The organism is Bacillus sp. PSXD-155 (assembly GCF_049310765.1).
GTDB lineage: Bacteria > Bacillota > Bacilli > Bacillales > Bacillaceae_G > Bacillus_A > Bacillus_A cereus.
On sequence record NZ_JBMOWC010000017.1, the window covers coordinates 111,801 to 125,258 of the forward strand.

The window sequence follows — 13,458 nt, forward strand, 5'->3', positions numbered from 1 at the left end:
GCAATAGGGGGGTAAAATGATGAAAGGGTATTTGAAAATAGTCATGTTGTTTTTGGCTTTAGCATGTATGTTTGCGCTAGCAGCATGTAATGGGACAGACGAAAAAAAGGAAACAAATCCAACCTTGGAAAATAATAAAAATGAACAAAGCAATTCTTCAGAAGAACAAAAAATCCTGAAGCAAAACCAAGTAAAGAAAAAACAACAAAACCATCACCTGAGCCAGATTCGAAAGATAGAACACTTAATCAAAAATCAATTAACCACGTTAAAGATTTGTTTGAACTAGCAAAAGAAGGAAAAGTACCTAATGTACCATTTGGAGCCCATACAGGGGATATTGAAGAAATTGAAAAAGCGTGGGGAAAAGCAAATAAAACCGAATATGCAGGGAATGGAATGTACGCAACTTTTACAAATAAAAATGTTGTTTTCGGATTTAATAAAGGCTCACAAGTTTTTGATGTACGCTCATATCATGCAGAACTAAAATCGATTACATTACAAGAAATTGAAAAAGCGTTAGGAAAACCATCTTCAGTTAAAGGGAATGGTGAAGACAAAATATATGTATACAAAGTAAATAACCAGTATGAGTTAAAATTTGTCATTCCAAAATCGACTGGTAAGGTAGATCATATTTCCGTGTTTTCACCAGAGGATAGTATTAATAAAATGGCAGGATAAGAAATTAAGTGATTTCAAAAACACCTCACTTTCTTTAAGTGAGGTGTTTTTAGTTGTAAACAAGGAACGTTTCCTTTCATATGGGAAATACTTCACTTTTGTTTTTTAGCATGCATCGAATAAGAAATGTTTATCTACTGAAAAAGTAGTAACCTATAAATTATGTGTAGGCTGGTTCACGATTTTTTTTCGTTCCAAATTTTGAACAAATAACGCTTGTACAATACCTCCAACTAATAAGAAACTAGCGCAAATATAAAACAGCATACTTCCATTTAACTTACTTAATAAAACTGCACCAATAACTGGTCCACACGTTCGAGATATATCCCAGTGTATACCGTAAATTGAAAAATATAAACCACGTTTATCATGAGGTGCAATTCCTGAAACGAATCGTAATAAATGGTTTAGAGCAATACTTTCTCCAATGACTAAAAAGAGTAAGGTGAAGAATAACGACAATATCGTCGTTGAATAACTAAAGCCAACTGCAGCTATTGTAAAGCAGGTATAAGAAATAAGGATGATTTTCGCCATAGAAAATCGTTCAGACCATTTTACGAGGAAGATTTGTAGAATGATTTCCAAAATGGCTTTGCATGTTGAAATAAATGCGAGTATGAATACGAGATTAGGAAATACATGTTCTGCAAAAATACGATAATTCGTCTCAGTTTGTGCATAAAAAAAGCTAATAGGAAGTGTAGAAAACATAAGACCGAATATGGCGTAATGTTTAAAAACAAATTGCTTTGGTGAACTTGCCTCAATTGTTTGTTTCGTCTTACTTATAGTCGGAACGGTTTCTGGGATCTGGGTCCAAACAACAACGGCATATATCGTAAGGGTTACACTTTGCACGATAAATAAATATTCTGGGTGAGTATTATAAAAACTTGCACCGATTAAAGGGCCGATTACGGATCCAACTGCTCCCATCGTTTGTAGAAGAGCAAAAATTTCTGCTTGCTGCTCTTTTTTTGTTAAATCAGCAATTTGTGCACGTTGAGCCGGAATATATAAGGAACGGCCAATGCCATTAATGACATATAACAGTGCAAATATAAAAACGGATTGAGCGAAAACGAAACTACCGATTGCAACACTTTGTAGCAATAAGCCGAGTAACATAATCTTTTTCCGGCCATATTTATCAGTAATTCCTCCAGCAATAAGTGTAAATAAAATGTCTGAAAGTGGCTGTAATCCGAAAATCAGCATAGTTATTATTACATTGCCGTTTAACATTTTATTAACGTAAATAATCATAATGATAGCTAGCATAGATTCAGTCGTTCGGGTTAATAATTCACCACACAGTCTAATAAAAATAGGTTTATTGTAACGAAGTAAGAGATAATTCAATATTAATTCCTCCTTTCTATATTGAAATGATAAGATGAAAGAAGAATTGGAAAAAGGGTAGAAACAATAGGGAGTATTTTTCACCTTTTAGGGGGATTATGATGTTTATTTTAGATCAATATATTGAACTATGGATTGCTTATGGAAAAGGGAAAAAAGAGGGAGAACGATTGGAAGTAACAGTGCAAAATATATCTGAAACATTATTTTGTACAGAGCGTAATAGTAAATTAATTATAAAAAAATTAGATGAGTTAAATTGGATCAAGTGGTTTCCAGGTCGCGGCAGGGGAAATCGTTCTAAGTTAATATTTCAAAAGCACCCGATGTCTTTAATTTTAGATAGAGGAAAAGAAATAACGAAAAAAGGGGATGTGAAAAGCGGAAGCATATTTGTGGAACGCTATAGCTCACATTTTCCGTCAGTAAAGGGAGAATATCACTGCTGGGTAGATTCAATATTTGGTCATAAGATTGAAATGACATCTGAAGGGAGAAGAGATGTACTCCGGTTGCAAGTACAAATGAATTTAGATATCACATTAGATCCTGTATACGCTACAATGCGTTCAGAATGTCATATGGTAAAACATATATTCGACACACTCGTGTATGTAGACGGTAATACAAACATTATAGAGCCAAGACTTGCATTTCACTGGGAATATAATGACGCTGAAAAAATATGGACGTTTTATTTACGAAAAGGAGTTCACTTTCATAATGGAAAACAACTTACTGCACATGATGTTATATACTCATTGAATCGATTTATGAAGCTGGAAAATAATGCACACGCATGGATGTTACAACACGTTGAAAGTATCCGTTCAGTGGATGACTACGTTGTCGAAATTCAATTACAAACGGAAAATAAAATGTTTTTACATATGATAAGTGCAGAACAGTGTTCTATCGTGAATGAAGATGAAGCAGGAGAGCTAATTGGAACAGGGTCTTTTCAATTATATAAAAGTAATGAAAATCTGTTCATTTTAGAAGGTCATCCTTTATATTTTCGTGAAAGACCTTTTTTAGATCGTGTTGAGTTGTGGAATGTAGAACAAGGTGTAAGTACATACGATGTTTTAGTAAAGGCGCAGTATAAAGATAAAGAAAAACATAATAAAGAATTGTCTCGGCTTGAGTCGAACGTGACATATATAACATGTAATCTTACGAAAGAAGGACCAATGCAAGATGAGTTATTTCGGAAAGCGTTATATAAAATCATTCATGGTTATACAATCGTTCAAGAACTCGGCGGAGAACGTGGAGAAGTGGCAAAGAAACTAATATTAGCAGGTGAAAGCATTGTAGAGATTGAGGAAGATGTAGAAAGTTTAATTAAAAGGAGTACTTATCATAATGAAGTGCTACAGCTCTACACATTTACAGGACGAGATCATGTTGAAGATGCACAATGGATACAAAAAGAGTGTGCGAAGTACGGGATTCGTGTAGAAAATAATTTTCTTGATATAGAAGAGCTATTGGAAGTAAGTACGATACAAAAGGCTGATATGATGCATGATAGTGCCACAATAAGCGAACGAATAGAAGATAGTCTATTATATATGTTTCTTACAAAAAATAGTTTTATTCATGGACAAAGCAACATGGACTTTTATGAAAAGTTGTCTATTTATTTTAAACAAGAAGAATTAGAGAAAAGAGTTACATTGTTACGCGATATTGAGGATACTTTGTTACGTCAAATTCATATTATTCCTTTGTATCGTAATAAACAAGAGGTAAGTACACATGAAAAAGTCCAAAATATAATGATTAATTCACAAGGTTGGATTGATTTTTATAATATTTGGTTTAAATCTTGATATATAAGGGCTTTTGCGCATTTTCATAAGATGTGTAAGAGCCTTTTTTGTATGTAGGAATAGGTTTGTTTTACACATTGTTACGCTACTTGTGATAAAAGTCTATTTACAGCGTAACAGTGTTATGTTACATTGTTATCAGGAAGGAGTGTTATACAGTTGAGTACAGATTTGATTTCAAAAAAAGATTTATTAGAACTAACTGGCATTTCATACGGACAGTTATATAGGTGGAAAAGAAAAAATTTAATACCGGAAGATTGGTTTGTACGAAAGTCAACATTCACGGGTCAAGAGACATTTTTTCCGAAAGAAAAGATATTAGAGCGTATTGATAAAATCCAAACGATGAAAGAGGATTTATCACTTGATGAACTAGCGAATATGTTTTCACCGAGTGTGAGAGAAATTCTTTTAACAAAGGAAGACATTTTACGTAAGGGGATTGCATCAGAACCAGTTTTACAATTTTTCATAGAACAAACGAATAAAACAGCAGAGTTTCAATTTGTAGATATTCTTTATGTGTACATGTTAGAAGAATTATTACAATCGGGAGATATTAGTTTAGAAGAAGGAAAAATGGTCTTGCAAGTTTTACGTGAAAATTATGAAGCAATTAAACATAAAACTTGTGATTTAATCATTGTACGAAAGTTAGGGATTTCTACATGTTTATTAGTTTCAAACGTGGAAGATTTAATTTTTGAAAAAGGCACTAAAATCGTTTTACGCGAAGCGATTATGAAATATACCGAAGCATTAAAAACGAAATTGTTGTAGTGGAGGAGAAAGTATGCGTACAGATAATTTGATTATAAATGGTTACGGTTCATCGAATGGTGGCGAGTTTCATAAAGTGCAATTAAACGGAAAAGGTACTGTGAATGGAAATGTTGAATGTGACCAATTTGAATGTAACGGTTACGGTGCCGTTACTGGAAATTTGAAAAGTAGCAATGCAAGAATTAGTGGATCAGGTAAAATCGACGGTACAGTTCATGCTGAAACGATGCGAATTGATGGAAAAGCAACAATTACGCAAGATGTGAAGGCAAACAGTTTGAAAATTGCAGGAAAAGGTACGGTAGGTGGAAATGTCACTGGTGAAGAATTTAAAGTCAATGGTCAAGCGACAATTGATGGTAATTGTGAAGTGGATACGTTTTCTTCAGAAGGACAATTTACAATTGGTGGATTACTAAGCGCTGATGAAATAAATATTAATATTCACGGTACATGTCGAGCGAAAGAAATTGGTGGTCAAACGATTAAAGTAAAACATAGACTAAGTACTTTTAGTAGGCTGTTTAAATCAGTATTTGGTATGCAATTAGAGGCTGAACTATTAGAAGGTGACAATATCGATATTGATTATGCTCACATAAGAACGGTAAGAGGAAATAATGTTACGGTAGGACCGAACTGTGAGATTGAACTGATCGAATATACGGGTGTTCTTACTGTTGATAAAAGCGCAAATGTAAAAGAAATGAAGCAGATTTAATGGAAGGGAGAAAATGATATGGAACATCAACATAGTCTTACTGTTAATGGTTCTGGTAGTTCAGCAGGCGGAGATTATAATAAAGTGAAGATTCGCGGTGAAGGAACGATTTCTAATGACATGAGCTGTAATGAATTTAAAACGTACGGCACGAGTGAAGTGTGCGGTAATATGAAAGTGAAAAGTTATGTCGTGTATGGAGATAGTGAAGTACAAGGAAATGTAGATGCGGAATATGTAAAAGTATACGGAAATATACAAATGCATAGTGATGCTCATATTGAAAAAATAAAAGTAAGAGGTATGATAGAAGTTAAGGGGAAATTAACTGGTGATTTCGTAGATGTGAAAGGCGCTTTAAATGTAAAAGGAGATATTGAAGTTGAAGAACTGTCACTAACTGGTGGCCTTGAAAGTGATGGATTACTTAATGCTGAAAATATTGAAATTTCACTTCGTTATGAAGGTAGCAAAGTAAGAGAAATTGGCGGTAAGAAGATTACCGTTCGTAAAAAAGCGAGATTTATTCCATTTACAAATCATGCTGGAAGCCTCCAAACGTCTATCATTGAAGGAGATGAGATTTATTTAGAGCATACGATTGCTGAAGTAGTAAGAGGAAATAATGTTACAATTGGTCCCGGATGTGAAATTAGTGTTGTAGAATATCATACTAGTTTTAATCAAAAAGGTAATGCAGTCGTAAAGGAACATAAACAAATATAAGTAGTACGAGGGAGAGCAAGGTTATGGTTGAAAAGAATAATAAGCTCGGCTTTGTTGTAGCGGGCTTATTGCTAGGTATTTTAATGGCATCAATGGATAATACCATTGTCGTAACAGCGATGGGAACAATCGTTGGTGATTTAGGAGGCCTTGAAAACTTTGTATGGGTCGTTTCTGCCTATATGGTCGCAGAAATGGCAGGTATGCCGATATTCGGAAAACTATCAGATATGTATGGTAGAAAGAGGTTCTTTATTTTCGGTTTAATCGTCTTTATGATTGGTTCGGCGCTTTGTGGTACTGCTGAAAATATTACACAGTTAGGGATTTATCGTGCCATTCAAGGTATTGGCGGCGGGGCATTAGTGCCGATCGCGTTTACTATCGTTTTTGATATTTTCCCTCCTGAAAAGCGCGGGAAAATGGGTGGTTTATTCGGAGCAGTATTTGGTTTATCGAGTATTTTTGGTCCGTTGCTTGGTGCGTATATTACAGATTACATAAGCTGGCACTGGGTATTTTATATTAACTTACCGCTTGGCGTTTTAGCACTTATTTTTATTACATTCTTTTATAAAGAGTCACGAGTTCATAGAAAGCAAAAAATTGATTGGTTTGGCGCAATTACTTTAGTTGGTGCAGTAGTTTCTTTAATGTTTGCGCTTGAACTTGGCGGACAAAAGTATGATTGGGATTCTAACTTTATTTTAAGTTTATTTGGTGGATTCGTTATTTTAATTATTGCATTCATTTTTATTGAACGTAAAGTAGAAGAACCGATCATTTCATTTGAGATGTTTAAACAACGTTTGTTCGGAATGAGTACAATTATTGCTTTATGTTACGGAGCTGCATTTATGTCAGCAACTGTATACATTCCATTATTCATTCAAGGTGTATACGGTGGCACTGCAACAAACTCAGGATTATTACTTTTACCAATGATGTTAGGCTCAGTCGTAACAGCGCAGTTAGGTGGTTTTTTAACGACAAAGCTTAGCTACCGAAACATTATGATCATTTCTGCGGTTATTATGCTAATTGGACTATTTTTATTAAGCACATTAACGCCAGAAACAAGTCGTGCATTATTAACAGTGTATATGATCATTATCGGATTTGGAGTCGGTTTCTCATTCTCTGTACTAAGTATGGCAGCTATTCACAACTTCGGTATGGAACAGCGCGGATCTGCGACTTCGACGAGTAATTTCATTCGTTCATTAGGTATGACACTTGGTATTACAATCTTCGGAATGATTCAAAGAACAGGTTTCCAAGATCAATTAGAAGAAGCATTTAAAGGTATGAGCGGGGGAATGAATACAAACACATTAGGGGATTCAAGAGCCATTTTATCAGAATCGACAAGATCTCAAATCCCTCCGCAAATATTAGATAAGATTATTGATGCTCTTTCTAGTTCAATTGTTCAAACGTTCATGTGGGCATTGGTACCAGCTGGATTAGCATTCATATTCATTTTCTTTATGGGAAATGAGCGCATGGTAATTAAGAAACAACAAAAGAATAAAAAGAGCGAAACATCAAAAGCGTAATGAAAAAGCTCCTTTCCAATTGGAAAGGAGCTTTTTCCTATGTATGGTGTTAGATTAGCCTTCGATAATTTCGTATTCTTCGTCAGCAAGTAATAAAATTTGTGTTTTCTTACCTTTGTTTTGAACTTCGATTACATCGTATGCACCTAAGTCTCTTACTTTGCTTTGAGAAGCGTTAACCATAACTTCCATAGAATCAATTAAGATATCTTCTTCAATGTATGATTCAGGCAATGCCATATCTTCAGTTTCTAATACACATGCGTATAGATTTTGTAAGTTTTCAGCAGTTGGGTTTTGTTCCTCAACATCAATGATGTTTTTTACTGCTTCCATATTTTCTTCTTTTACTTGGTATACTTTAATTTTAGCCATTGTTTTAATCTCCTTTATAACGTAATCGTAGAGGCTACACTTCATTATAACGTTTTTTTCATGAAAGATGAAATTGTTATATGTATTTATAGTAAAAATTATGTGTTATTACTCATTATTGGTGTAATTCCCTTACTAATATTATGAATAGGTAACGATATTCCTACGTTAAAGTTATATTGTCCAAGCTTTTTTGTTTTCCTTTCATATATATGTATTAGCTATTCTATATAAAGAAGGGATGGAGTGTAAGTGGATTGTGAGCCGAAACGTGATTGTGGATGTTGCCAAAATAGTATATGTGAATTTTTACAAAGTCTAGAACCGTATACTAAAGTTGAAAGTATTGTAATAGCAGGAAACGAAATCGTTGTATCCTATTTTCTTTCGTTTAATGTGATGAAAGGGATTGTATCATTTGTACAAGAAGACAGTGAGGTTATATTTGTAGATTGCTCAAAAATTGATGCAATCCGAATAGGAAAAGTTTGTAGTTGCAAATCGAAAGTTAAATATATTGAAGAGGACTTTAGCTTGCTAGGAAATGTGTGCCCGCAATGTTTAACAGAGGGGAGCACAATCTTTTTCAATTTTCATAATCCAGAATTAAATTTATCTTTACAAGCGAAAACAATTGATGCACCTATATGTACTGAATTTACAGATGAACTTGGGAATATAGTAAAGCAAGTTGCAATCGTAGGTGAAGCAATTGTTTCTAAGGATTTTGTTCAAGTACCTGAACTGTTAGATTTTCGATTAGTTTTATCGGATACTGCTGCGAACCCTTTGAAGTTTGGAATACTATTCATTAATTTTCCTGATATTACATTCATTATTCTTTTCGCATCTAGTGGATACTTAAACATTTCAAATTGTTTAAAAGTAGAGAGTGGAACTGGTAATATCGAAATAGAAGAGCTGAAAAAAATGATAAAGGATGACGATAACACGTACAAATCGGTTGTTAAATTGACTAAGGTATATAAGAACGGTGAGACGGAATCTTTTATTTCTAAGAAGGAGTTATAACGCATTTTTTGATAAATCCTTATACATTATGTTGAGGGTTTATACATACACGATGTATATTCTAAAGTTTAAAAAGTGAGATACTCTTTTTTTATTAGATGTTATAATAATTTTATATTTGTGAATAATTTATAATTATATAAAATTTTAGTTTAATAGGTGTTTGCTTATATGGTAAGTGGTTTATTGAAAAATTATATATATTGAATCTTAAATATTTAGAATACGATTGATTTTAAAGAAGGCGGGAATGTAAATGATATATGAAGCGAATATACGTACAAGAAAAAAACTAGTTTCTATGTTTGATGATTTCAATAACGATGTTTTACTTTCTTATTTACAAGGACATATGGGTACTGCTTGGGTAAATGATCTTGAAAATCCAACAGTAGCACAAGTTACGGTAGGAATTTTCACATTTTACGCTGGAGACCCAAATGTGCAAGAAACAGAAGAGTTATTACGTAATATTCCAGAAAGAATTTTAGTTATCGTAAATAGTGAAGAGTGGAAACAACGCCTAGAAACATTCCATGAAAGAAAAATAGATAAGTTTTTACGTTATAAATTCAAACGAAATCCAGAAGTTTTTAATCGTTCAAAATTACAATCTTTTATATCAACACTTCCAAAAGGATATGAGTTAAAAAGAATAGATGAGCATATCGCAAATAGCCCTACATTACATAAGATCTCCGAAGATTTTACAAGTCAATTTCAGTCGGTAGAAGATTATATAAACCGTGGTATAGGTTATAGCATTTTATATAACGGAGAAGTTGTATGCGGTGCATCCTCGTATAGTATTTATAATGATGGAATTGAAATTGAAGTTGCGACTGATCACAATCATAGAAGAAAAGGTTTGGCAACTGTAGTTAGTGCAGCTCTTATATTGGATTGCTTAGAAAATGGAAAGTATCCAAACTGGGACGCAGCGAATACTACATCTGCTAACCTAGCAGAAAAGTTAGGATATGTTTTTGATAAAGCGTATGATACTTATTTTGTGGATAATAGATGAGTGAAGGAATTACATACTAAAAAATAAATGCGCCCTAGTACGTAAGTCTAGGGCGCATTTATTAGTTGGTAAATATCTTCATAACAATCTTATCACATTTTATCTTTTGAATGTTTGGAATTAAAGATATTTATGTGACTTTTTGAAAAAATAAAAGAGCAGCTAGCAAAAGCTTACTGCTCCTCTCCAAGGGAGAATGGAGAAATACAATCATGTTACCTATAGTATTGACGGAATATTAAGTTTTAATCAGCCATTTATAAAAGGAGAGATAAAATATCTTTAATTAATCCTTAGGTTCCGATTAGGAGTACTGATAGAAAAACGATTGAGAATATACTTTGTTATCCCGCATTAACGGGCAGTAAAACCCCCACTGATTAAAGTTTCACTTTATTACATTTACAGTTTAAATAGTAGAACGTGTTTATCGTAGTTCTCTAAACACCAATTATATTTTTTTAGAATAATTGGATGGACTGCTTCTTTCGTAGTATCGACTTCAGTATAGCCATATTTCTTATAAAAGTTTTCTAATTCCTCAAAAGGAAGACAATATACATCTTGTATTTGTGATTTTTTCGCAGTTTCTACTAAAAATGAAACAAGCTCACCAGCTAATTGAAGCCCTCTAAATTGAGGCAGAATAAAAATCCCGCCCATTTCTAAAGTATCTTCATCTATTTGGACTAATCGGCCAACACCTGCATACTCGCTGTTATATGTAATAATTGCAACTTTATCTCTTTTTAAATCACTTCGTACAAATCCTATTGAGTCATATTGATTATTAACCCATTCTAAATCGTTAGATGTGGCCAATTGAATACTCATATACATCCTCCTTGGAAATACTAGCGCTTTCTTCATTATATAGAACATAACATACTATATCAAAAGAACCTTGAGATAGCACATTTGTTTAAGTTATTAGTTAAAAGTGTGGGATTGCTGGCATTGCAATGTAGGGTTCACCAAATATAGGATAATAATGTTGTGAATTTAGTGTTACATAGTCAAAACAAAAAATAGTTCATGTGTTCGATAACGCACGATTGTTTAAGTGTAGAGAAAATTATAGGGGTATTTTAATTAGTAGCTACTGTATTCATTGAAGCTATTAAGGAAATGTGGTAATCGCCAGCCTTAGTGATACAAATCATATTAGGATTTAGTAAAAAAACTCTTCCTAAAAAAGAGGGAGATTAAAGATAAGAGCACTTCGAAAAGTGCCCTTCAGTAACGACTACTCATTCTAAAAAGAAAGGATGCAATATATCATATGAAGTTAAGTGTATTTAATTATGGGCCTTTTATATAAAAATTTTATTTTGTTCTGAATAAAAAGGCGGTTGTTTCCGCAACCACCTTTCAGTAAAACAAAGCACTTTTTATGAAATAAATTATGGATGGTCCCTAAAAAAGGTTATAGGATATACCCACATTTTTATAACTAAAGTGACGAACTCAGGTTATAAGGAAGGAACAATTATATTGTATGAAATCTATTCTAGAGTAGTCACAAAGAAAGTTGTCTTCTTATTAGAAGGCAGCTTTTTTTTATTAGAAAAAGAAGTAGAAGATTAAGTTACTTGTCCAAACAAATTTTAAAAAAATACATAAAATGCTATTAGTTAGTCAATATTTTAATATTGCTAATTTTTAAGACTAAAAGGGGTGATTTTATGTGTGAATGTGAAGTTTGTAGACGAAAGAAAAATCGGGATCCATTAAACCGGGAGTTTGAGCCGAAAAAACGAGTTCCTGAGCCAAAAAAAGAGGATTGTGAGCCGAAAAAAGAGGATTGCGAGCCGAAAAAAGAAGATTGCGAATCATTAAATTATTATTCGTTTAGTAAAAATGCAAATTTTTTAGAGGAAGCTATACAAACAGATGAAATCGATCAAATTTCTGAGGAATATATTGAAATAGTTGATTCAGCAGATGTACAAGTTACTACTACAGATACAAAAGCTGCGCTATCTATCCAAGCGGCATTACAAGCAGCTATCGCAGTTGTAGTAAGTATTTCTATAGCAGATAGTGAAAAGGCAGATAAAATAACACAAGAATTATTTCAAAAATCAGCTATTAAACAAATTAATAGACAAAAAACATTTATTAAAAATTCTAGAAACGTAACCGTAACAACTACTGATACAGATATTGCAGTGAATATTCAAATTCTCCTTCAAATTTTATTAGCTTTATTAGTTAAACTAAACATTTTATAAAGTGTCTATCCTATTGATATTTAGCTATAAGTTTTCACTCTAAGTAAATGTTTTTTGTTGTAATACGTGGTACAAGCTTGGACTTTTTATTATGACTGAATTAATATTCAAGATTAATGGTAAAGCAAGTGTGGAAAACTACAAATAAAGATAAAATACATGATTTAACAGTAATGAAACTTATATTTATGTGAAGTGAAGGAAAGCTGTCTTCTTATTAGAAGTCAGCTTTTGATTTTATTAGCAAAAAGAAGTGAAAATAGAAGATTAAGTTACTTGTCCAAGCAATTTTTATTTCATTACATATAATGCTCGTAGATATTTAAAATTTTTATAGAAAATTGATTGGAGTGAATATTGTAAATGGATGATTTAAACAAATTTTCTTCCTTTAAGTTTGATAAGGATCAAAAGAATATAATTATAGACCTTTTACTCTCAGATATTTTTAATAGGCATGGGATAAATGAAGAAAAACTAAAAAATTTATCGCCAGAAAAAAAGCAGCAAATTAAAAGTATTGTTTCTGAAATACAATCACAAGTTAATAATTATTTAGATTGAAAGGGGGTGAACGCATGGACAAAACATGTCATTCAGATGAAAATAAAAAGTGGAGTGCATTAGATTCCTCAAATCCTCATCCATCTTTTAAAAATGCTAGCGTTTCAGAAGCAGCTGCGCAAGAAAGTAAAACGTATCAAATTTCTGAAGAATCTATTACAATTGTAGATTCAGCAGATGTAGAAGTTACTACTACAGATACAAAAGCTGCTTTATCTATTCAAGCAGCATTACAAGCAGCTATCGTGGTTATAATAAGTATTTCTATAGCAGATAGTGAAAAAGCTGACCGTGTAGCACAAGAATTGTTTCAAAAATCATCTATTAAACAAATTAATAAACAAGAAACTGTTATTAGAAATTCTAGAAATGTTACAGTTACGACTACGGATACAGACATAGCAGTAAATGTTCAAATTCTTCTCCAAATTTTATTAGCTTTACTAGTAAAATTAAATATTTTATAAAATGTTTAACTTGTTTTTATCTAGTGATTCTTACAGGTGAATATTCACTTTTTTAATTATAGTACAGGCTATAA

The 13,458-nt window shown here is 32.6% G+C and carries 13 protein-coding genes and 1 pseudogene; 11 read left to right on the forward strand and 3 right to left on the reverse strand.

What is annotated here, in order from left to right; all coding sequences use genetic code 11:
* Nucleotides 1–19 precede the first annotated feature (19 nt).
* Nucleotides 20–687: pseudogene (locus tag ACO6VI_RS19365) on the forward strand (YjgB family protein).
* 153 nt (nt 688–840) lie between these two features.
* Here the strand turns inward: ACO6VI_RS19365 and ACO6VI_RS19370 are convergent.
* Complete coding sequence (locus ACO6VI_RS19370; RefSeq protein WP_161519841.1) at nt 841–2,055, reverse strand: MDR family MFS transporter; 1,215 nt, start codon at nt 2,053–2,055, stop codon at nt 841–843.
* 101 nt (nt 2,056–2,156) lie between these two features.
* Here ACO6VI_RS19370 and ACO6VI_RS19375 point away from each other — a divergent pair, with 101 nt between their 5' ends.
* The 5 genes from ACO6VI_RS19375 (at nt 2,157) to ACO6VI_RS19395 (ending at nt 7,685) form a co-directional block, all read left to right on the forward strand.
* A complete protein-coding gene (locus ACO6VI_RS19375; protein WP_071732081.1) occupies nt 2,157–3,893 on the forward strand; it encodes an SgrR family transcriptional regulator in 1,737 nt (578 codons plus the stop codon).
* Between the two features lie 159 nt (nt 3,894–4,052).
* Nucleotides 4,053–4,676 (forward strand): YhbD family protein, encoded by a 624-nt coding sequence (locus tag ACO6VI_RS19380; RefSeq protein ID WP_000102246.1) that lies wholly within the window; start codon nt 4,053–4,055, stop codon nt 4,674–4,676.
* Between the two features lie 13 nt (nt 4,677–4,689).
* Complete coding sequence (locus tag ACO6VI_RS19385) at nt 4,690–5,400, forward strand: bactofilin family protein (protein WP_001258371.1); 711 nt, start codon at nt 4,690–4,692, stop codon at nt 5,398–5,400.
* 18 nt (nt 5,401–5,418) lie between these two features.
* Nucleotides 5,419–6,126, forward strand: a complete 708-nt coding sequence (locus ACO6VI_RS19390) for a cytoplasmic protein (RefSeq protein WP_422423850.1) — start codon at nt 5,419–5,421, stop codon at nt 6,124–6,126.
* Nucleotides 6,127–6,149: 23 nt separating this feature from the next.
* A complete protein-coding gene (locus ACO6VI_RS19395; protein ID WP_161519843.1) occupies nt 6,150–7,685 on the forward strand; it encodes an MDR family MFS transporter in 1,536 nt (511 codons plus the stop codon).
* Between the two features lie 54 nt (nt 7,686–7,739).
* Here ACO6VI_RS19395 and ACO6VI_RS19400 read toward each other — a convergent pair whose 3' ends face one another.
* Nucleotides 7,740–8,060 carry a hypothetical protein gene (locus ACO6VI_RS19400; protein WP_001062742.1) on the reverse strand — a complete coding sequence of 107 codons (321 nt, stop codon included), beginning with the start codon at nt 8,058–8,060 and terminating at the stop codon, nt 7,740–7,742.
* A gap of 252 nt (nt 8,061–8,312) precedes the next feature.
* On the opposite strand from ACO6VI_RS19400, the gene ACO6VI_RS19405 reads away from it, so the two are divergent.
* The gene (locus ACO6VI_RS19405; protein ID WP_161519844.1) at nt 8,313–9,092 is read left to right on the forward strand and encodes a BC_2878 family exosporium-associated protein; all 780 of its coding nucleotides are present in this window, start codon (nt 8,313–8,315) and stop codon (nt 9,090–9,092) included.
* 256 nt (nt 9,093–9,348) lie between these two features.
* A complete protein-coding gene (locus ACO6VI_RS19410) occupies nt 9,349–10,119 on the forward strand; it encodes a GNAT family N-acetyltransferase (RefSeq protein ID WP_422423852.1) in 771 nt (256 codons plus the stop codon).
* 402 nt (nt 10,120–10,521) lie between these two features.
* On the opposite strand, the gene ACO6VI_RS19415 is transcribed toward ACO6VI_RS19410, so the two are convergent.
* Complete coding sequence (locus ACO6VI_RS19415; protein WP_088020693.1) at nt 10,522–10,953, reverse strand: GNAT family N-acetyltransferase; 432 nt, start codon at nt 10,951–10,953, stop codon at nt 10,522–10,524.
* An 851-nt stretch (nt 10,954–11,804) separates the two neighbouring features.
* Between ACO6VI_RS19415 and ACO6VI_RS19420 the strand changes: the two genes are divergently transcribed.
* The 3 genes from ACO6VI_RS19420 (at nt 11,805) to ACO6VI_RS19430 (ending at nt 13,384) form a co-directional block, all read left to right on the forward strand.
* Nucleotides 11,805–12,353, forward strand: a complete 549-nt coding sequence (locus ACO6VI_RS19420; RefSeq protein WP_088020694.1) for a spore coat protein — start codon at nt 11,805–11,807, stop codon at nt 12,351–12,353.
* Between the two features lie 363 nt (nt 12,354–12,716).
* Complete coding sequence (locus ACO6VI_RS19425; protein WP_000342253.1) at nt 12,717–12,917, forward strand: spore coat protein W; 201 nt, start codon at nt 12,717–12,719, stop codon at nt 12,915–12,917.
* Between the two features lie 14 nt (nt 12,918–12,931).
* Nucleotides 12,932–13,384, forward strand: coding sequence for a spore coat protein (locus ACO6VI_RS19430; protein WP_000361676.1), 453 nt, complete (start codon nt 12,932–12,934; stop codon nt 13,382–13,384).
* Nucleotides 13,385–13,458 lie beyond the last annotated feature (74 nt).